This window comes from Streptomyces sp. SP17BM10 (assembly GCF_036322405.1).
Lineage (GTDB): Bacteria > Actinomycetota > Actinomycetes > Streptomycetales > Streptomycetaceae > Kitasatospora.
In genome coordinates, this window is sequence record NZ_JAQYXB010000539.1 from 23,874 (window position 1) to 45,153 (window position 21,280).

The 21,280-nt window shown below is 73.1% G+C and carries 12 protein-coding genes; 5 read left to right on the plus strand and 7 right to left on the minus strand.

The window, feature by feature from the left end:
• Positions 1–109 precede the first annotated feature (109 nt).
• Positions 110–2,347 carry an RICIN domain-containing protein gene (locus tag PUR71_RS12030; protein WP_329926914.1) on the minus strand — a complete coding sequence of 746 codons (2,238 nt, stop codon included), beginning with the start codon at positions 2,345–2,347 and terminating at the stop codon, positions 110–112.
• A 513-nt stretch (positions 2,348–2,860) separates the two neighbouring features.
• Between PUR71_RS12030 and PUR71_RS12035 the strand changes: the two genes are divergently transcribed.
• A complete protein-coding gene (locus tag PUR71_RS12035; protein WP_329926916.1) occupies positions 2,861–4,762 on the plus strand; it encodes an Ig domain-containing protein in 1,902 nt (633 codons plus the stop codon).
• 234 nt (positions 4,763–4,996) lie between these two features.
• Positions 4,997–5,908 carry a phytoene/squalene synthase family protein gene (locus PUR71_RS12040; RefSeq protein WP_329926918.1) on the plus strand — a complete coding sequence of 304 codons (912 nt, stop codon included), beginning with the start codon at positions 4,997–4,999 and terminating at the stop codon, positions 5,906–5,908.
• Positions 5,909–6,051: 143 nt separating this feature from the next.
• Here the strand turns inward: PUR71_RS12040 and pip are convergent, their stop codons facing one another.
• The 3 genes from pip to PUR71_RS12055 form a co-directional block, all read right to left on the minus strand.
• A complete protein-coding gene (gene pip, locus PUR71_RS12045; protein WP_329926919.1) occupies positions 6,052–7,029 on the minus strand; it encodes a prolyl aminopeptidase in 978 nt (325 codons plus the stop codon).
• Between the two features lie 64 nt (positions 7,030–7,093).
• Positions 7,094–7,744 (minus strand): TetR/AcrR family transcriptional regulator, encoded by a 651-nt coding sequence (locus PUR71_RS12050; RefSeq protein ID WP_329926921.1) that lies wholly within the window; start codon positions 7,742–7,744, stop codon positions 7,094–7,096.
• 678 nt (positions 7,745–8,422) lie between these two features.
• Positions 8,423–9,415 carry a Dyp-type peroxidase gene (locus tag PUR71_RS12055; protein ID WP_329926923.1) on the minus strand — a complete coding sequence of 331 codons (993 nt, stop codon included), beginning with the start codon at positions 9,413–9,415 and terminating at the stop codon, positions 8,423–8,425.
• A gap of 241 nt (positions 9,416–9,656) precedes the next feature.
• On the opposite strand from PUR71_RS12055, the gene PUR71_RS12060 reads away from it, so the two are divergent.
• Positions 9,657–10,985 carry a right-handed parallel beta-helix repeat-containing protein gene (locus tag PUR71_RS12060; RefSeq protein ID WP_329926924.1) on the plus strand — a complete coding sequence of 443 codons (1,329 nt, stop codon included), beginning with the start codon at positions 9,657–9,659 and terminating at the stop codon, positions 10,983–10,985.
• A gap of 12 nt (positions 10,986–10,997) precedes the next feature.
• On the opposite strand, the gene PUR71_RS12065 is transcribed toward PUR71_RS12060, so the two are convergent.
• From PUR71_RS12065 to PUR71_RS12075, 3 genes are all read right to left on the minus strand, one after another.
• Complete coding sequence (locus PUR71_RS12065; protein WP_329926926.1) at positions 10,998–12,221, minus strand: cytochrome P450; 1,224 nt, start codon at positions 12,219–12,221, stop codon at positions 10,998–11,000.
• A gap of 91 nt (positions 12,222–12,312) precedes the next feature.
• Positions 12,313–13,074, minus strand: a complete 762-nt coding sequence (locus PUR71_RS12070; RefSeq protein ID WP_329926928.1) for a hypothetical protein — start codon at positions 13,072–13,074, stop codon at positions 12,313–12,315.
• Between the two features lie 92 nt (positions 13,075–13,166).
• Complete coding sequence (locus PUR71_RS12075; RefSeq protein ID WP_329926930.1) at positions 13,167–16,037, minus strand: SdrD B-like domain-containing protein; 2,871 nt, start codon at positions 16,035–16,037, stop codon at positions 13,167–13,169.
• A 514-nt stretch (positions 16,038–16,551) separates the two neighbouring features.
• Between PUR71_RS12075 and PUR71_RS12080 the strand changes: the two genes are divergently transcribed.
• Together PUR71_RS12080 and PUR71_RS12085 are read left to right on the plus strand one after the other, a co-directional pair.
• Positions 16,552–21,003, plus strand: a complete 4,452-nt coding sequence (locus PUR71_RS12080) for a non-ribosomal peptide synthetase (protein ID WP_329926932.1) — start codon at positions 16,552–16,554, stop codon at positions 21,001–21,003.
• Positions 21,000–21,278, plus strand: a complete 279-nt coding sequence (locus PUR71_RS12085) for an acyl carrier protein (RefSeq protein ID WP_329926933.1) — start codon at positions 21,000–21,002, stop codon at positions 21,276–21,278. Before PUR71_RS12080 ends, PUR71_RS12085 begins: the two co-directional genes overlap by 4 nt.
• The last annotated feature ends 2 nt before the right edge of the window (positions 21,279–21,280 follow it).

The following is a 21,280-nucleotide window of genomic DNA, read 5'->3' on the forward strand; positions in this document are numbered from 1 at the left end:
CCTTCCTGCTCACTGTCCTCAGCCGAAACCCCGGACGTAGCGAACGCCTGGCGGCGGCTCCCGGGCCCCACACCGGGCCCCGGGAGCCGCCGCCGCAAACCCCAAGGCCTCAGCCGATCGCCCAGCGCTGGAGCGCCGAGCCGCTGTCCGGCTGCTGGCTGACGAGCGCGCCGTCGCCCGTCGAGGCGGTGGTCAGCAGGAGGCCGCTCTTCTGCGAGGCCAGTGTGTACCCGCCGCCCGCCACCGGTGTCGCGATCCAGCGCTGGTTGGCCGCGCCGGTGCAGGGCCACTGGATCACCTGCGCCCCGGCCGCCGTCGAGCCGCCGCTGACGTCGGCGCACAGCTTCGACTCGCCGTTCGCGAGCTGGTAACTGCCGTCCGCCTGACGGGTGAAGACCCAGTTCTGGTTCCGGCCGCCGTTGGGCGTCCAGGTGATGAGCCGGGTGCCCTGGCCGGTGGAGTGGCCCGGGTCGTCCAGCGCCTTGCCCGAGGCCACCACCGTCCGGGGGCCGTCGAGCCCGGTGCCGGCCGGGCCGAGGGCGGTGAGCATCAGGGTCTGCTCCGCCGCCGTGCGGCCGCCGCCGACGGTGCTGCCGCTGCTGTCCGTCCAGCTCCGGTTCGGCGTCGTCTCGGTGAGCCGGTGGGCGTTCGCCGAGAGCCCGAGGACGAGGCCGCTGTAGCGGTTGACGATCCGCAGCACGCCGGTCGCGGAGCCGTCCGCCGCCGTGCCGGGCACGAGCCACCACTGTTGCCCGACCGTCGGCCCGCCCGCCGGGGCCGCTCCGACGACGGGCCGGGCTCCCCACGCGCGCCCGCCCACCGCGCCCGAGTCGACCCCGAGCAATCGCCCGCTCGCGCCGTTGGCGATCCGGTACGACCCGTCGCCGTTCGCCGTGAACGTCCAGGACTCCCACGCCGAGCCGGTGGCCGCGACCAGCGAGGTGGTGTCCGGACCGCCCGCGACCTGTGCGAGGACCCGCCCGTCCCCGTTCGCGATCCGGTAGGCCCGGCCGGTGTCGACCGGTGGCGCGGCGGGCACCGACGCGTCGATCGTGACCGGCACGTACTCGCCGTCCGCCCCGCCGGAGCAGCCGAAGGCGCAGTAGGCGCGGAACGTCCGCCCGACGACCGCCGAGCTCGTCCGGTTGGCACCGTCGAGGAACCAGCGGTACCAGGAGGCCGTGTGGTAGGCGCCGGTGTCGCCGATCGGCACCCACTTCTGGGTCGAGAGGTCGGCGGTGGCGTAGTAGTGCTGGGGCGCGTTGCCGCTCTGGTCGACGGCCTGGGGCTCGCCGACGTAGAGGCCGAGGTGGGCGTCGTAGGTGACGTCCATGACGAACAGCGGCGAGGTCGCCGGCATCGTCCCGGCGGCGATCTGTTGCTCCGAGGTCCCGGTGTTGGCCGGGTCGTACTCGTCGGAGGCCGCCGTGTACCCGGTGGAGCCGTCCGCGTCGACGGGCACCATGTTGCTCTCGCGGCCGCCGGTGCCGGGCTCGGCCCAGGAGCCGTCGTACCACTTCCGCCAGGAGCCGGGCGCCATCTTGGAGGCGATCGGCGCGCGGGCGACGTGGGAGTGGAACGCCTTCCAGCCGCCGCTCTTGTCGACGATCCGCGAGCCGTAGAAGACGTAGAAGTACCCGGAGGCGGTGTCGACGAGCAGCCGCTGGTCGCCGTCGCCGTAGGAGTAGGTCTCGTTGGGGAACTGCGCGGTGTCGCTCCGGGTCGTGCTGTAGGGCGAGGTGATGACGTGGTCCCTGATCGCCCAGGTGCGGCCCTGGTCGGTGGAGACGGCGTAGTCGACGGCGTCGTAGTGGAGCCCGTCACCGAACGGCTGCGGGGTGAACTCGTTGTGCACCAGCCCGTACCAGTCGCCGGTGTCGGGGTCGATCCACACACCGGACAGGTCGCAGTAGTTCTTCTGCGCGTACCCGCTGGCGCCCCCGGCGAACGTCGCCGTCCGCCCGGTGGGGCTGTTGTTGCAGCGCGAGGTCGTGTCGTCGTTCCGGTCGGCGGGGTCGGCCGGGTTGACTGCGCCGCTGATCGCGGCGGACCGGGTGGCGGTGTCGAAGTCCGTGCCGGTGAAGAAGTCCCAGTAGCGCGGGTCGTTCTTGCCGTAGAGCGCGGCGGACTGCTGGAAGTAGAACGTGCCGTCCTTGTCGACGTACGGGACGGCGGGGGTGTCGGTGGGATGGCCGAAGGGAGTCGGCGCCCCGACCGTGACGGTGTAGGTCACCGGGCCGTCCGGCTCGTCGGCCGAGGCGGTGGCCGGCAGCGCGGAGGCGGTGGCCGCCAGCAGGACCGCGGCCGTCAGCAGGGTGGCGAATCTTCGAAGGGGGCGAGGGGACACGGGCACTCCTTAGCGGCAGCCGTACTCGCACACGATCGTCGCGAACTTGCTCAACTTAACTCTGATTCAAGCAACTTCGAGCATGACAGTGACAGGATGAGCCACCCGGGTCAAGACCGCCGACGAACCCGCCCCGCCGCAACGGCCCCTGGCACCTGCCGTCGGCACACCACCCCCGCCTTCACCGGACAACGGCCCGTCATCACTGAATAAGCCGCCCGTAATCTGTTCAGCAGGAAATCCGAGATCGCAACAGCCCGCCCGCGTGCGGATTTTCCGAATCCGTGGACTTCAGATGAAATCCCTTTACTCGTACGGCCGTTGACCCCCATTTCCCGGCCCTGCTTTGCTGTGCCGTGGCAGGCTGCGCTGTTCTCCCCACCCCCTCCACCAGCGCGTCCGGCGATCGGCCGGGCCATGCTCCGGCGCGGCCCGTCGTCCTCAGTCCTCACCCCGCACAGCCCCGCTGCCACCAGGCACGCGGGTGGTCGGCATGAGAGAGGCTCCCCCACCATGGGTATTTCCCGCACGCCCCACAAGGCGGGCAGACCGACCCGCAAGGCCAGAACGTCGGTGCTGTCCGGCGTCGCGGCGCTGGCCCTCGCGGCCGCCGGATTCGCCTCCACGGCCGCCCAGGCCCAGCCCGAGGCGGCCGGCCGGCCGAGCGCGTCGGCGGCGAACCCGTTCAGCCCGCAGTACCAGCACCCGTACCGGCACGGCGCCGTGCCGACCATCGGCCAGAGCGCCAAGATGAAGGCCTGGGCGGACACCCACGCCGGCACCGCGGCGACCGGCCCGGAGACGCTGTCCTACGGCGGCGGCATCAACGGCGTCGGCGTCCTCGACGGCCACGCCAAGGTCTACCTCGTCTTCTACGGCAGCCAGTGGGGCAGCCAGGGCACCAACAGCAGCGGCGACGCGACCTTCTCCGGCGACCCGGACGGCGCCGCCCCGGTCACCCAGGAGATGTTCAAGGGCATCGGCACCGGCGGCGAGCTCTGGTCCGCCGACCTCACCCAGTGGTGCGACGGCCCCAACGTCGCCTCCGGCGCGGTCAGCTGCCCGTCCAACGCCAGCTTCGTCCCCTACCAGAGCGGCGGCGTCCTGGCCGGCGTCTGGTACGACAACTCGGGCGCCTCGCCGAGCGCGGCCAGCGGCAACCAGCTCGGCCAGGAGGCCGTCAAGGCGGCCGGCCACTTCGGCAACACCACGGCCGCGTCCAACCGCGACGCGTACTACGTGGTCCTCTCCCCCACCGGCACCAACCCGGACAACTACCAGAACCAGTACTGCGCCTGGCACGACTACACGGGCGACACCACGCTCACCGGCGGCGCCGTCAACTCGCCCTACGGCGACCTCGCGTTCTCCAACCAGCCGTACAACATGGACTCCGGCGCCGGCTGCGGGGTCGGATTCGTCACCTCCCCCGGCACGCTGGACGGCTGGACGATGACGCTCGGCCACGAGTGGCACGAGACGATGTCCGACCAGTTCCCGGCCGGGGGCTGGACCAACCACGTGTCCGGCAGCAGCTACAACGGCCAGGAGAACTCCGACGAGTGCGCCTGGCTCTCCCCCGGCACCACGGGCGGCGCGGCCATGGTCACCATGGGCACCGGCTCCTTCGCCGAGCAGGCCAGCTGGTCCAACGACACCAACTCCTGCGCCATCTCGCACCCGATCGTCGGCGGCGGCACCGGCCAGAACACCGTGACGGTGACCAACCCGGGCAGTCAGAGCAGCACCGTCGGCACGGCGGCGAGCCTGCAGATCCACGCCACCGACTCGGCCTCCGGCCAGGCGCTCACCTACTCCGCCACCGGCCTGCCGGCCGGCCTGTCGATCAACTCCTCGACCGGCCTCATCTCCGGCACCCCGACCGCGGCCGGCAGCTCCTCCGTCACCGTGACCGCCAAGGACAGCACCAACGCCTCCGGCAGCGCGTCCTTCGGCTGGACCGTGGGCACCGGCGGCGGCAACACCATCACCAACGGCGGCTTCGAGACCGGCAACCTGTCCGGCTGGACCTCGACCGGCTCCACCTCCGCCTCCACCTCCGCGGCGCACAGCGGCGGCTACGGCGCGATGGTGGGCTCGGCCAACCCGAGCGCCACCTCCTCGATCGCCCAGACGTTCACCGCTCCGGCCGGCTCCAGCAAGCTCTCCTTCTGGTACAGCAACACCTGCCCGGACACCGTGACCTACGACTGGGCCACCGCCACCCTGAAGGACAACACCACCGGCACCACCACCACGGTCCTCGCCAAGACCTGCGCCGCGACGTCGGCCTGGGTCAACAAGACCGCCACCGTGACCCCGGGCCACAGCTACACCCTGACCCTCACGAACCGCGACGACAACTACCCGGGTGACCCGACCTTCACCTACTACGACGACGTGACCGTCTCCTGACGTCCGTCCGACAGCCGGCACCACCGCCCCTATCGAGAACCAGCGAGAATGCGCCGCCCGTTTCCCCCGTCCCCCCGACGGGGGAAACGGGCGGCTCTCGTCATTCGACCCTAATCGAGCCCGTCTTACCGAACGCTTACCAACCGCATTCTCCCGCCCCGGCCCCCGTCAGGCCCCTCCACCACCCGCGGTCTAGGCTCGGGCACGATCAAACGAAAGAGCGGAAGGAACCACGTGGGCAGCTGGGAGCGCGCGCTCGACGCCGCGGGGATCGACGACCCCGGACTGCGCGACGACTACGGCCGGCAGCGCGGCCAGGTCGCCGCCTACCGCCGCGAGGCCGCCCTCGCCGCCGGCCTGCTCCTGCCGCCCCGGCTCGTGCCGCACGTGATCGCCGCCACCGCCTTCATGCACCGCACCGACGCCCTCCTCGACAGCGGTCCCCTCGACGGGCGGAAGGCCGCATACGCGCGCTGGGAGCAGGAGGTCGTCGAAGGCCTAGCCACCGGCCGCACCGACAACCCCGAGCTGCGCCCGCTGCTGGCCTCCGCCGCCGCGCACCCCGTCCTGCGCGACCGCGTCCCGGGGCACCTCGCCGGGGCCCTCGCCGACCTCGACTTCACCGGGTTCGCGACCGAGTCCGACTATCAGGCCTACCTCGACGGCTACGCCCTGCCCGCGTTCATGGTGGTCGCCGCCCTGCTCGGCCCCGACGGCGACCAGAGCGCCTACGAGGCCGCCTGCCGGGTCTTCATCGACGCGAGCCAGCGCCTCGACTTCGTCAGCGACCTCGCCGAGGACCTCGCCGACGGCCGCCTGACGATCCCCGCCGAGACTCTCGACCGGCACGGCGTCACCCGCGCCGACCTCGAACAGGGCCGGGACACCCCGGCGTTCGGCGCCCTGATCACCGAGCAGCTCGACCAGGTGGATCGCACCCTCGCCGCCGCCTGCACGGTGGTCGACCTGGCCCCGCCGGCCCACCGCCCGATGGTCCGCTGCATGGTCGGCCTGGAGGGCCTCACCAGCACCGCCGCCCGCGCCGACGTCCCCGCTCTGCTCCACCGCTCCGCCGGCCCGTCCAAGCTCGGTGCCCTGCGCCTGCTGGCCCGCGAGTACGTGCGGGCCCGCCGCGTGGCCCGCTGACCACGCAGGCCCCGGCCCCCGCCCGAGCGGGCGGGGGCCGGGGGCCGCCGGTCAGCAGCTGGGCACGTCCGGCAGCCACGCCGGGGTCGCCGGGCTTCAGCACGCTGGTGTCGGTGCCCCCGCCGTCACCCGTGCAACGCCCGTCAGAGGTGCTTGAAGTCCTCGATGGCCGTCCGGATCACCTGGTTCAGCTCCTCGCTGCCGGCGTGCCCGGAGTCCTCGATGATGTGGAGCCGGGCGTCCGGCCAGGCCTTCGCCAGCTCCCACGCCGTGTTCGGCGGGCCGCCCATGTCGTGCCGGCCGTGGGCCAGCACGCCGGGGATGCCGGCCAGTTTGTGGGCGTCGCGCAGCAGTTGGTCGGGCTCCAGCCAGGCGCCGTTGCTGAAGAAGTGGGAGCAGATGCGGACGAAGGCGATCTGGTCGTCGACCTCGCGGTTGCTGTACATGCCGGGGATGGTGTTGGGCTCGCCCGAGATGACCGCGTCCTCCCAGGCGAGCCAGTCTGCGGCGGCCTTCGCCCGGACGGCCCGGTCGGGGTGCTCCATGAGCCGGGAGTAGGCGGCGAGCAGGCTGCGCCAGTCGCCGTCGAGGGCGTCCCGCTCGTCCTCGGGGACACCCTCGCGGAAGCGGTCCCAGGCCTCGGGCCGGAAGCGGGCGGCGCCGCGGTAGAGCCACTCGGTCTCGGCGGGCCGGGTGGTCGTGATGGCGGCGATGACGATCTGGGTGACGCGCTCGGGGTGTTGCTGCGCGTACGCGAGGAGGAGGGTCGAGCCCCAGGAGGCGCCGTTGAGCAACCAGCGCTCGATGCCGAGGTGTTCGCGCAGGCGCTCCATGTCGTCGATCAGGTGCTGCGTGGTGTTGAGGCTCATGTCGGCGGCCGGGTCGCCGGCGTGCGGGGTGCTGCGGCCGCAGTTGCGCTGGTCGAAGCGGATGACGCGGTAGCACTCCGGGTCCCAGGAGCGCGCGGGCCTGCGCATCGCGCCCGAGCCTGGCCCGCCGTGGACGATGAGGGCGGGCTTGCCCTCGGGGCTGCCGAGTTGCTCGTAGTAGATGCGGTTGCCGTCCCCGGTGTCGAGGAATCCGGTGTCGTAGGGCTCGGTCGGAGGATAGAGATCAACCATGGCCGTCGAGCCTATGGGTTGCGACCGGCGAACTCACCTGATTTGTTCGTTGATTGACGCAGGCTCAGCGGCGGCCGAGCAGGTCGTCCAGCTCGGCGGCGTAGAGCAGCGCGGGGTCGAAGCCCATCCCGGTGAAGTGCCCGGCGAGCTCCAGGGACAGGACGCCGTGCAGGCGGGTCCAGAACGACAGCGCCCGGTGCAGCACCTCGGGCGGGGCGGGGTGCCCGCCGTCCCAGGCCCGGTGGTCGGCGAGGTGGGCGTCGAACGCCGTCGCGGGCGCGTGCGGGGCGGAGGCCGTCCAGGCGTCGAGGAGGATCGCCATGATCTCCCCCGAGATCGCGGTGGTGTCGTCCGGCGCGTGGTAGCCGGGCACGGGGGTGCCGTAGATGAGGAGGTAGCGGTGCGGATGCTCCAGTGCCCACCCGCGCAGCACGTGCGCGAGCCCCGGCAGGTCGGCCCCCTTGGCGACGGCGGCCCCGAGGGCGTCGGCGAGCCCGCGGTAGGCGTCCCGGACGAGTTCGGTGATGAGGTCGTCCCGGCTGGCGAAGTACCGGTAGAGCGCCGGCCCGCTCATGCCCATCTGCTTGGCGATCGCGTTGAGCGACAGCGCCGAGGCCCCGGCCGAGGCGATCTGCTCCCAGGCGTGCTGCTTGACCTCTCCCCGCACCTGCGCCCGGTACCGCTCCCGCGGGGTGTCCGCCCCGGTCGTCGCCATGGCCGCTCCGCTCCCGTCGCTACCCGTCGCTACAGATTGAAGGTTTCGCTAGAAGCTATCACGCCATGCCGGGAACCGGCCCGCACCGGGCCCTTGACCCGCCGCACGGCGAGAGTTAGACCTTATAGCGAGAGCGAATGGCTATGCCGATCGGGATCGGCACCTCATCCAACCACCGGAGGACCACCATGCCCAGCCATTCGCACTGCCCTGGCCGGCGTCGCCTTTGCCGCGAGCCTCCTCGGCCTCGTCGCCTCACCCGCCTTCGCCGACCCTCCCCGCGCCGCCGGCGACTCGCTGACGTGTCGTGGGGAGGGTGTTGATCCGGGCGCCGCCGTCCGGTACCGGGCCTCGGTCGTCGTCCATGCCCCTCTGGGCACCGTCTGGCGGCTGCAGACCGACGTCGAGCGCCGGCCCTCCTGGCAAGCGGCGGTCGGTTCGGCGGAGCGGCTCGACGACGGGGGACTGCGGCGCGGGTCGGCCTTCCACTGGACGACGCCGATTCCGCCGAAGCTGCCGACGACGCCCAGGCCGTCGATGACGATCGCGAGCACGAAAAGGCCTTCCTCACCGGTGGCTTGACGGCCGGTCGCGACGGGCGAGCCGGCCTTCGACGAACCCGCGGAGGGAAAGACGGACCAGCAAGTCCAGAAGGCGACGGGCGGATCTCCCTGGGCGTCACGCCCAGAGCGGCTCCCCCAGGACGGAGCCCTCCCGGGCGCCGGGCAGGACGTAGGCGACGGCCGAGGCCGTGTGGTCCAGGAACGGGTTCAGGGCGTCGCGCGCGGCGAGGCGGGTCTGGACGCGGGTGAACTGGACGGGGTCGCGCATGAACGCGCAGAAGAGCAGGCCGCGGTCGGCTGGGCCGTCGTCGAAGCTGTAGCCGCGGCGCAGCATGCGGGCGCCGCCGTCGAGGCGGGGGCTGCTGAGGCGGACGTGGGCGGTGGCGGGGATGACGTAGGAGCCGTCGGGGTTCTTGGCGTAGATGTCCGGGTCCTCGTGCTCGGCACTGCCGGTGAGCGGGGCGCCGTCGGCCGCCCGGCGGCCCATCGCCTGGTCGCGACGGTCCGCGGGGAGGGTGGCGAAGGCCGCGGTGTCCATGCGGATGCGGCGGTAGACCAGGACGGTGCCGTTCTCGTGCGGGCCCGGCGGGCCCCACACCCACTGGCGGGCGGCGTCGTCGTCGGGGTTGGCCGTGCCGTCCTTGAAGCCGAAGAGGTTGCGCGGGGTCACGCCGGAGGGTGTGGGCGGCAGGAAGCCGGACTGCGACCAGCGGGGCGTGGCGCCGGCGGCGCGGGTGGCCGTGCCGACGAGTTCGGCGACGACGGCCAGGCTCCAGCGGTCGTCGGCGCACAGTTGCAGGAGCAGGTCGCCGCCGCTGCGCGCCGGGTCCAGGTGCTCCCCCGGGAAGGGCGGCAACTCCCCCAGTGCGGCAGGGACGTTGAGGCCGAGACGGGAGGCGATCGCGGGTCCGATGCCCACCAGTGACGTGAGCCGGCTGCCGGTTCCGTGCTCCAGGCGCGGGTCGGACGGCCGATCGGAGACGGCCCCGGCGAGGACGCGGGTCAGCTCGGCGAGGAGGGCACGAAGGGCATCCCGGTCGGCGGCCCGGGAGGTCTGCGGGAGGTCGAAGGCCAGGAGTTGCGTCGTCTCCTGCTGAGGGAGCGTCACGCCTGCTTGTCGGACGCCGTGGAAGGGCGTCGGAGCGGGCGGAGGAGTCGCCGGACGTCCCGACTCGGGCTCATCGCGCACCAGTTGACCGGCCGCTGCTCCCACACCCGCGGCGAGCACCGCCCCGGCGGCGAACAGCGCCCTCCGCCGGCCGAAGCCGGGGGCGGCTTCGCGGGCCGGTTGCTGCGCGTTTTCCGGTTCGGTAGGCATGCGCGCTATTGGAGACGATAGAACACTGACTATGCAACTCCACACCTCCGGACGTGTGTTCGCCGCCCTGCTGACCGCCACCGCGCTCGCGGCCGGCGGGTGTTCCGCCACGGGTGCCGGTGCCGGCTCCGACGACGCCGAGCACCCGGCCGGGAGCGTGCTGCGGGTGCCGCAGGACTTCCCCACCGTCCAGAAGGCCGTGGACGTCGCCCGGGACGGCGAGACGGTCCTCCTCTCCCCCGGCGTCTACCGCGAGAGCGTCCGCGTCACCAAGGCGCGCCTGACCCTACGCGGCACGGACCGCAACGGCGTCGTCCTCGACGGCGGGCTCAAGCTGGTCAACGGCGTCACGGTGACCGGGCCCGGCTCGGTGGTCGAGAACCTCACCGTCCACGGCTACCTCGCCAACGGCGTGCTGTTCACCGGCGTCACCGACGAGAAACTGCAGCAGCGAGGCGCCGGCGGCTCCGCGTACGACCCCCTGGACACCGCCCGCTTCCCGGTCGTCCAGGGCTTCCGCGCCAGCCGGGTGACGGCGTACGACAACGGGCTGTACGGCATCTACGCGTTCGACGCGCGCGGCGGCGTGATCGAGGACTCGTACGCCTCCGGGCAGGCCGACTCGGGCATCTACGTCGGGCAGTGCAAGCCGTGCGACACCCTGGTGCGCGGCAACACGGTGGAGCGCAACGCCGTCGGCATCGAGCTGACCAACGCCTCGGACGGGCTGTCGGTGCTGGGCAACCGCGTCGTCGGCAACCGGGTCGGCGTCACCGTCAACTCCAACGACCTGGAGGCGCTCGCCCCGCAGCACGGCGCGGTGATCGCCGGGAACGTCGTCGCCGACAACAACGCCTCCGACACCCCCGAACAGGCGGACGGGGGCTTCGGCATCGGCATCGGGATCGGCGGCGGGACGGCCAACGTGGTGCGGCGCAACCTCGTCCGGGGCAACCGCGCCGCGGGCGTGATCGTCACCGACCCGGCCGGGCACCCTGCGAGCGGCAACCGCGTCGAGGGCAACCGCACCGACGGCAACGGCGCCGACCTCGTCCTGGCCTCGGCCGACCCGGGCAACTGCTTCACCGGCAACCAGCCGGCCGTCCAGAGCCCGGAGGGGCTGGAGGGCCTGGCGGCGTGCGGTGCCCAGGGTCGCGGTGCGGTGCCCGGCGGGCGGGCGGCCCCGGTCCAGGCGCCGCCCGGCGTGCCGTTCAGCCAGGTCGCCGCGCCGCCCGCACAGCCGTCGCTGCCGGATCCGTCCGCGCCCGCCCGGCCCGCCACCGACCTTCCGGGGACGGTCGACCCGGAGGCGTACCCGCTGCCGACGGACGTCACCGCCGTTCCGCAGCAGCCGAGTTGAGCCAACCGGCGGTCACGCCGTCGCCGTCCAGGTGACGGGCAGCGCGTGGACACCGTAGATCTGCATGTTCGTCCTGAGTTGCACCTCCTCGGCGGGGACGGCGAGCCGGAGGTCCGGGAAGCGGCGCAGCAGCCCGGCGAACCCGGCGCGCATCTCGATGCGGGCCAGCATCTGGCCGAGGCACGCGTGGACGCCGTGGCCGAAGGACAGCTGGCCGCGGGCCTCGCGGTGGACGTCCAGGGCGTCGGGGTCGGCGAAGCGCCGGGGGTCTCGGTTGGCGGCGAGCAGGGAGACGAGGACGGTCGAGCCCTCGGGGATCGTCTCGCCGCCGAGTTCGAGGTCCTCGGTGGCGTAGCGGTAGAGGACGTCGACGACGGACAGGTACCGCATGAGCTCCTCGACGGCGCCGGGCACCAGGCCGGGGTCGGCGCGCAGTTCGGCGAGCTGCTCGGGGTGCTCCAGGAGCGCGAAGGTGCCGATGCCCAGCATGTTGGCGGTGGTCTCGTGGCCGGCGAGCAGCAGCAGGAAGGCGATGCCGGTGAGTTCGTCGAGGCCGAGGTCCTCGTCGCGGGCCAGGTCGGAGAGGAGGTCGTCGCCCGGCTCCGCTCGCTTGCCGGTGACCAGTCCGGCGAGGAAGGCGCTCATGGCGCCGTACGCGGCCATCTTCTCGTCGAACGGCAGCTCCCGGTCCATGAACCGGGCCGTGTCGGCCTGGAAGCGCTCCCGGTCCGCGTAGGGGACGCCGAGCATCTCGCAGATGACGAGCGACGGCACCGGCAGCGCGAACTCCATGACCAGGTCGACCGGCGGGGCAAGCCGGGCCATGGCGTCCAGCTGCCGTTCGACGATCGCGGTGATGTGCTCCTCCAGCTGCTTCATGCGCCGGACGGTGAACGCGCCGGTGAGCTTGCGTCGCAGCCGGGTGTGGTCCGGCGGGTCCATCGCGATGAACATGCCCGGCACCTGCGGGGACGGTTCGGTGATCTCGGGCATGCCCGGGACCTCGTGCGGCACGTGCAGGACGCCGAGGTCCTGGCGGGAGCTGAACCGGTTGTCGGCCATGAGGCTGCGGACCTCGTCGTAGCCGGTGACGATCCAGCCCTCGTGGCCGTCGGGGAAGAGCATCGGGCTGACCGGACGGGCGTCGCGCAGCCGGCTGATGGCGCCGGGCGGGGCGAAGGGGCCGGCGTCGCGGTCGGTGGGCAGGCCGTGCGGGACGGGGACCTGGTCGCTCATGGGGCGTCCTCTCGTGGTGGTCGGTGCGACCACTGTCCCCGGGGCGCCTGACACCGCGCTGACACAGCTCTGACACGGGCCGGGCCCCGGCTCAGCCGGTGAGCCAGGGCGCCTCGGGGAGCTTGGCCTCGCCGGCGTGCCCGGTGAACTCCACCGCGGTGGGCGTGCCGAGGCCCGCCAGCCGCATCGTCACCCGGCGCAGCGTGCCGTCGCCGTCGACCCAGTACGTGAGGGGCGAGCGCCCGCCGTCGGGGGCGGCGCCCTGCGCGCGCGGGCCGGCGAAGCGGTCGTAGTCGCGGCCGTCGATGCGGTCGTGGCCGAGCCGGCGGGCGCCGGCCTGGGCGAGCAGCAGGGGGTTGTCGGGCCGGTCCGCGCCGAGCTGGACCATCAGCTGGAGGCCGGAGTCCAGCGGGTCGGCCGTGTAGGTGCGCGGCGACCAGCCGGCGCGGGGGACGTGCTCGGCCTGCTCCCAGGGCTTGCCGTCGTAGCCGGGCGGTTCGGGGGCGAGGCCGAGGCCTCCCGTGTCCCAGACGACGAGGCCGTGGTCCGGCTGGGTGCCGGGCCCGCTGGTCGTGTAGCGGCCGACGCCCCGGCGGGTCCGGTAGTCGACGACGCCCTCGACGCGGATCTCCACTCCCCCGCCCTCGGCCGCGGTGAGGACCACGCCGACGGGGCTGGCCTGGTAGAGGTTCAGCCGCGAGAGGGCGAGCCTGGACGCCTCCTCCGTGGTGACCGGCCGCTCGGCCGTCTCGTCGGAGACCGTCCGGTGGATGACGAAACCACCGACGGCCAGGGCGCACACGACGACGGCGACGAGTGCGCCGAGCCGGGCGCGGCGTGGTGTGCGGGGCATGCGGCTGCCTTCTCTCTCGGATGAGTCACGCCCGTCGGGCGGGCCTCCCGGACACCTCCGGGAGACCCGCCCGATCGAGCCCTTCCGGACCGTCAGCGCCCGGACTTTCGCCTGCGGGTCAGCACGAGCAGCGCGGAGCCGAGGACGGTGAGCACCACGGCGCCGGCCACGGCCACGGGGATCGCCCGGCTCGCACCGGTGCCGGGCAGCGTGCCGGGCACCGGCCGGGGTGCGGACGGCGGCAGCGGGTAGTCCGGGTTGCCGGGGTTTCCCGGGGCCGGGTTGCCGGGGTTGCCGGGCACGGCCGGGCCGGGCTGGGCCGGCGGCGAGGACGGCGACGGCGTTCCGGTCGGCACCGGGGTCGGCGTCGGCGAGGCCGTGGACGTCGGCGTGGGCGTCGGGGTCGGGGTCGGCGTGGCGATGAGCCGGTTGACCATCGTCACCGAGACCCCGGCGTCGAGGTTGTCCGCGGTCAGCACCAGCGGCGCGGACACCGACGGGTCCGGCGCGGAGTAGCCGTCCGGCGGGCTCACCTCCTGCCAGTAGTACGTCCCGGGTGTGCCGCTGCCCTGGCACACGCCGTCCGCCCCGGTCGTGCAGGGCTCACCGACGGGCGTGTCCGGCTTGTCGCCGGTCGTCTGGAGGCCGTCGGTGCCGTTGCTCTCCTTCCAGAGCCGGAACGTGGCGCCGGCCAGCGGTCTGCCGTCCTGGTCGTTCTTGACGACCCGCAGGACGCCCTCCTGCCGGCGGTAGCCGAAGTCGTACGTGTGGTCGTTCTCGCCGGGTCCACCGGTGGTCAGCGACCGTTCGGGGAACCTCGCCCCGGCCGGGACGACGCCCTTGGAGTCGATGAAGTGGTTGTCCCCGACGTCGGCGGCGGTGGGCACCCACTGGTAGAGCGGGCCGCCCTTGGCGTAGTCCGCCGGGTTGTCGATCCGGATCGTGTACTTCGTCCGGGGTTTGAGGCCGCCGGTGACGTCGGAGTCGTCGAAGTAGTACTCGCCGCGCCCGGTCGTCGTCGTGGTGCCGACGACCTTGCCCGACTCGTCGTAGAGGTGGACGGTGGCGCCCGGCACCGGGCGCTGGCCCGGGTTCTGGATGCCCTTGCGCTCGGGGTCGTACCAGACCCGGTTGCCGATCTGCAGCGGCGCCCGGTCGCAGAGCACCTCCAGGTCGCCCATGGAGGCGCCCTTGCCGAAGGGCGCGTTGTCCTTGGCCGGGTTGAGCCGGAAGCCGAGCTTCGGGTCCTGCTTGCCGTCCGCCCGCTGGAGGAACGACGTGCCGTACCCGAGGGCGGTGTGGTTGGGGTCGAAGGCGGAGACCGCGATCGTGTCCTCCACCTTGGAGAGCGCCATGCCGGCGAACGCCGTGTTGTGGTGGCCCACTCCGGCCCAGGCGGTGTCGAAGAAGCGGTTGCCCCGGGGGGCGAGGCCGCAGCCGCCGTTGGTGTCCAGCACGTACGTGCCGTTCACCGGGCACGCCTTGTTCAGGTCGCCGCCGGACATGACGCGGGCGGGGGCGCCCGGGTTCGGGGCGCCCGGCGCGCGGTCGCCGAAGCGGTCGCGGAAGGCCAGCAGCATCGACCCGTCGGTCTCGAAGCCGATCTCGCCCAGCTCCGGTTCCGGGTTGGCCATCGTGTTGAGACCGCACGGACGGCCGCCCTGAGCGGTCGGGAAGGTGCTCGTCCACGGGAACCAGCCCGCGCCGTCGCACGGGCCCGAGCCCACGGTGGACTTGCGCGGGTAGTCCAGCGGCTGGTCCAGCACCGGCCTGCCGAACACGCCGGTGCCGAGGTCGAACGGCAGGACCACCGCGCGCACGTCGGTGAGCTTGCCGGTGGACTCGCCGGAGCACACCCCGCCGAGGTAGCCGGTGCCGTCCTGGAGGCCGAGGCCGAAGGGCCGCCAGTCCCCCGCCGCCGGGCACCCCGGATCGGGGATCGGGTAGGCGGCCGACGGCGCCCCGGCGCTCGGGGCGGTGGCGTCGTAGCGGTACAGCCTGCGGTCGTTGAGGTTGACGACGAACAGGCCCCTGCCGTCGTCGGTGATCTTGATGCCGCCGAGGCTCTCCTTGCCCGGGGCGTCGGTGAAGGCGTCGTCCGTGCCGTCGCCGTGGATGCTGGTGCCCGCGTCCGGGACGGTGGTGAACAGCGTCGTCTTCTTCTGCGCGAGGTCGGTGACGTAGATGCCGCCCGCACCGCCCGGGCCGTACCCGGTGGTGCGCTTGGCGACCGCCGTGGAGAACACCCGCCGGTCGGCCTTGTTCCAGGCGATGCCGAACAGCGTGCCGGTCTCGGCGTTGGTGGCGATATTGGTGGCGCTCACGCCGTCGCCGTCCTGGCCCCGTGCGCTGTACGGGAAGGAGACCAGCGTGCGCTGGGCCCCGCCCTCGCGGGCCATGGGCTGGCAGGTCGTCACCAGCGGCGCGTTCTTCTGGCAGTAGTCACCGGGGTTCCACAGCCCGGTGGTGTAGGACACGTTCTTGCCGCCGGAGAGGTCGACGAACTCCTCGTTGCTGCTCAGCGCGCCCGGCGCACCGTCCAGCCCCTGGCGGGAGGCGAAGGCCGGGAACAGCACGCCCGGCTTCGGATTCACCACCTGCACGCGGTACTTGCCGCCGCCCGCCTTGCTCGTGGCCGGCGCGAGCGTCACCAGGCCGTTGGCCGCGGTGGTGCCCTCGATGCCGACGCCCGCGTCGTCCGTCAGCGTCACCTTCACGCCCGCGATGCCGGGCTCCAGCGCGGACTTGTACACGCCGCTCGTGTCCACGGCCCGGACCACCCGGACCGTCACGGACCCGTCGCCCGGCTGCGGGAACGCGGCCGGGGCCGCCAGCAGTGAGCAACTGCCCACCCCGACGGCGAGCACCGCGACGCTGCCCGCCGCGCGGCGGCCGGATCTGCGCCCCCGCCTCCGGGCCGGGCCGCGCGCGGTGCCGTTGGGCTCTTCGTCTGTCGTTGTCATCCCCTGCTCTCATCGTCCGGAAGGGCCTTGCGGCCCGGCCTCGTCGGGGCGTCCACGGAGTGACGTGAAGCCGTCATCCTTAACGGGAGCTTAAAGCGATTTGACGCAACCTGGATGAAAAACAGGAACTCTGACGGCACATCAGGCAGAAGCGGGCGCCCTGATCGAACGCTTCCTCGATTGCACACATCTTCTCCGGCACCTGCCCACACGCGCCGGACGGCAACTCCAAGCGCTTCTTTGGAGTCGCTAAAGTTTCCCCAATATACGGCAAAACGGACAGAGTTGACGTAGTGTCAGATGTTTGCAAAGTGGCTGGTGCGGCCGCTGGGAAGATCTTGACACCCCTTCGTCACAGCGGTTTCACTGACAGCGCTCCTGCCGGAGCCACATCTTCCTGAGCCGCACCGAGGGCCGGACTCCCGTACCGAGATCACGTCCTCGCACCGAGATCACGTCCTCACCGAGATCCCGCACGTTTGCGCTCGGAACCACCAGGAATGGGAGAAGCCAGATGGGGAGCGGACAGAACACCGACGGTGGCTGTTGTCCCACCGAGTCACCCGAAGCCGATGAGCCATTCCCGCTGACCGAGATCCAGTACGCGTACTGGGTCGGGCGCGGGCCCAACTTCGTCCTCGGCAACGTCGCACCGCACGCCTACTTCGAGCTGGAGGGCCGTCGCCTCGACCCGGACCTCCTGAACCGCACCTGGCGCCGCCTGCTGGAGCGCCACGGCATGCTGCGGGCGGTCGTCCACGAGGGCGGCGAGCAGCAGATCCTCGCCGAGGCCCCGCCCTTCGAGATCGCCTTCGAGGACCTGTCCCGGGTGCCCGCGGAGGAGGCCGAGGCGCGGCTCGCCGAGGTCCGCCTGGACCTGTCGGAGCGCGTCTACGACCCCTCCGTGTGGCCGCTGTTCGACGTCCGGCTGACCCGCCTGCCCGAGCACGACCGGCTGCACGTGAGCCTCGACCTGCTCATGGTCGACCTGGCCAGCATCGCCGCCCTGTTCAGCGAGTGGAGCGCGCTCTGCCGCGACGAGCGGGCCGAGCTCCCGCCGGTCGACGTCTCCTTCCGCGACTACGTCCTCGCGCTGGAGAACGGCACCCGGTCGCCGCGGCACAAGCGCTCGATGGAGTACTGGGTCTCCCGCGCCGAGGAGCTCGCCCCGCCGCCGGAGCTGCCGCTGGCCAAGCCCCCGGCGCGCATACCCAAGCCGCGCTTCACGCACCGCGAGTACCACCTCCCGCCGGCCCTGTGGCAGCGCTTCCAGGCGCGCTCGGAGGAGGCGGGCCTGACCCCGACCGCCGTCCTGGCCACGGTCTTCGCCGAGACGCTGCGGATGTGGAGCGGCACCCCGAAGTTCGCGCTGAACCTCACGCTGTTCAACCGCCTGCCACTGCTCCTCGCCGAGAACGCGAAGGGCCACCGCACCGTCCACCCCCACCTGCAGAACCTGATCGGCGACTTCACCTCGATCTGCCTGCTGGAGATGGACACCACCGGCGACCTCCCCTTCGAGGACCGCGTCGCGCGCACCCAGACCCAGCTCCAGCAGGACCTGCGCCACCGCTACGTCAGCGCCCTGCACGCGCTGCGCGAGCGCCGCCGGCGCGGCCTGCAGACCAACTTCGAGACCATGCCGGTCGTCTTCACGAGCGGCCTGGGCACCGTCGCCGACGTCTCCGGGCCGATGGCCTACTTCGGCGACATCACCTACCGGCTCAGCCAGACCCCGCAGGTGTGGCTGGACCACCAGGTGGTCGACTTCACCGGCTCGCTGGACCTCACCTGGGACGCCGTCGAGGAGCTCTTCCCCGAGGGCCTCCTGGACGACATGTTCGCCACCTACACCGCGGCCGTCCGCGCGCTCGCCGAGGACGACGCGGTCTGGACGGCCGGCCCCGCCCTCGCCCTGCCCGCCGGCCAGGCCGCCGCCCGCGACGGCGCGAACGCCACCGCCGGCGAGCTGCCCGAGGGCCTGCTGCACCAGGGTCTGCTGAAGGGCGCCGCCGAGCACCCCGAGCGGCCCGCCGTGCTGCACGGCTCCGGGACCGTCACCTACGGCGCCCTCGCCGCGCAGGCCGCGTCCGTCGCCGAGCGGGTGCGCCGCACCGCCGACGGCGCCGGCCTGCGCGACCGCCTGGTCGGCATCACCCTGCCCAAGGGCCCGGACCAGGTCGCCGCCGCCCACGGCGTGCTGCTCGCCTCGGCCGCCTACCTGCCCGTCGGTCCCGCGCTGCCGTCCGCCCGCCGGTCGGCGCTGCTGACCGACGGCGAGGCGCTCGCCGTCGTCACGGACGCCGCGCACCTGGACGCCCCGCACTGGCCCGAGGGCCTCCCGCGGCTGGACGTCGAGGGCGCCGCCGACCCGGCCGCCCCGGCGGACGCCGCGCGCCCCGAGGACCTCGCCTACGTCCTCTACACCTCCGGCTCCACCGGGCGCCCCAAGGGCGTCATGATCGAGCACCGGGCCGCGCTCAACACCGTCGCCGACATCAACGAGCGCTTCGGCGTCGGCCCCGCGGACCGCGTGTTCGGCCTCGCCGACCTCGGCTTCGACCTCTCGGTCTACGACCTCTTCGGCACCTTCCTCGCCGGCGGCGCCCTCGTGCTGCCCGACGAGGACAAGCGCCGCGAGCCGGGCCACTGGGCCGAGCTGATGGCCCGGCACGGCGTCACCGTGTGGAACTCCGTCCCGGCCCAGATGCAGATGCTCGTCGACCACGTCGAGCTCACCGGCGACGTCCCCGAGGGCCTGCGGCTCGTCCTGCTCAGCGGCGACTGGATCCCGCTGGACCTGCCCGAGCGCATCCTCGCGCTGTGGCCCGAGGCCCGCGTGATCAGCCTCGGCGGCGCCACCGAGGCGTCCATCTGGTCCAACTGGCACCCGGCCGACCAGGTCCCCGAGGGCTGCCCGAGCGTCCCGTACGGCAAGCCGCTGCGCAACCAGGCCTTCCACGTGCTCGACGAGCGCATGGAGCCGTGCCCGGTGTGGGTGCCCGGCGAGCTGTACATCGCCGGCACCGGCCTCGCCCGCGGCTACTTCCGCGACCCCGAGCGCACCGCGGCGAGCTTCGTCCACCACCCGCGCACCGGCGAACGGCTCTACCGCACCGGCGACTTCGGCCGCTACCTGCCGGACGGCGTGCTCCAGTTCCTCGGCCGCCGGGACGGCCAGGTCAAGATCGGCGGCCACCGCATCGAGTGCGGCGAGGTCGAGGCCGTCCTCCAGCGCCACCCCGGCGTGGAGAACGCCGTCGTCGTCAAGTCCGCCGACGACCCGACCAACGCGCGCCTGCTCGGCTACGTCGTGCCCGACCGCGCCGACGGCTCCCTGCTGGTCACCGAGACGGCCGACCCCGCCGAGACCGGCCGCCGCCGCGCGGCCCTCGCCTCGGCCGCGACCTTCGCCGCCCCCGGCCCCGACGCCGCCACCCTGGTCGGCGCCTGGTCCGCGCTCGACGACCTGCACGCCGCGGCCGCCGCCGTCGCCTTCCGCACCCTCGGCCTGCCGCACCTGCCCGGCGAGCGGTTCGACCCGTCCGCCGCCACCGCGGCCGGCGTGGCCACCCGCTACGAACGCTGGCTGGCCCGGGCCACCGACGCCCTGGTGCGCCACGGCGACCTGCGCACCACCGAGGACGGCCTCGAAGTGGCCGTCGAGTTCCCGCAGGCCGTCCCCGACGCCGTCGCCGAGGCCGCCCGCAGCGCGCTCGGCGGCACCCTGGACGTGCCCGCGGACCTCGTCGACTGGATGCTCTCGCTGGCGGGCAACGTCGCCGCCGTCCTCACCCAGTCCCTGCACTCGGCCGAGCTCTACGCCTCGGACCGCACGCCGGAGGTGTACGCCCGCCTCTTCGGCCCCGCCTACGCGGTCGCCACCGAGGCGGTGGCCCGGCTCGTCGCCGACTGGCCGGCGGACCGCCCGCTGCGCGTCGTCGAGGTCGGCGGCGGCTACGGCACGCTCACGCGGCACCTGCTGCCGCTGCTGCCCGCCGACCGCACCGACTACCTGTTCACGGACATCTCGACCTACTTCACCGACCGCGCCCAGGAGAACTTCGGGGAGTACGAGTTCGTCCGCTACGGGCTGTTCAACCTCGACCAGGAGCCCGAACTCCAGGGCCACGACGGCCTGTCGGCCGACCTCGTGATCGCCGCCAGCGTCCTGCACGACACCCGGGACATCGCCACCAGCCTCGCCACCCTGCGCTCCGTCCTCGCCCCCGGCGGCCTGCTGCTGATGGTCGAACAGACCGCCATGCACCCGTGGTTCGACCTCACCATGGGCCTCCAGCAGGGCTTCGACGGCTGGACGGACACCGAGTTCCGCACCTGGGGCCACCCGCTGCTCGACTGCCCGCAGTGGGCCGGGCTGCTTACCAAGTGCGGATACGGCGACACCGCGGTCCTCACCCGCGAGGGCGACGGACCGGCCGCGGTCGGCTTCGACGTCCTGGCCGCCGAAGGCCCCGCGGAGCAGCGGCGGTTCGACCGCGACGCGCTGCTGGCGCACGCGGCGGCGCACCTGCCCAAGCACATGGTCCCGGCGCGGCTCAGCCCGCTGGAGCGCATCCCGCTCAGCGGCACGGGCAAGATCGACCGCTCGGTGCTGGCCAAGGCCGGCGCACGGGGCGTGCAGCGCGGGCGGCCGGTGCGTCCGCCGGTCACCGACCGGCAGGCCAAGCTCGTCGAGATCTACCGCTCGATCCTCGGCGTGAACCAGATCGACCTCGCCGACGACTTCCTGGAGGCGGGCGGCGACTCGCTGCTCGCGGCCCGGATCGCCGTCTCCCTGCAGCGCACCTTCGGCATCGAGGTGCCGGTCGCCGTCGTCCTGCAGAACTCGACGGTGGCCGACGTCGACGCGTGGTTCGAGCCGCAGCTCGGCCCGGCGAACCCGCTCGACGTGCCGGCCGCCGACCGGTCCGAGGCTCCCAACGCATCTCAGGAGGACGTGTGACACGCGAGAAGCTCGTCGAGTGGCTCGCCGACTACATCGCGGAGCTGCTGGACATCGCGGTCGAGGAGGTCGGCACCGACCTCCCGCTGACGGCGCTCGGCGTCGACTCCGCCACCACCCTGGTGCTGGCGGCCGACCTCGGGACGAAGCTGCGCCGACGGGTGCGGCCCAAGGAGATCCTGGAGCACCCGACGATCGACGGCCTGGCCGAGTACCTGGCGTCGACCGGGGCCGAGGCGGACGTCGTCGCCGCCGGAACGGCCGAGGTGAGGTGACG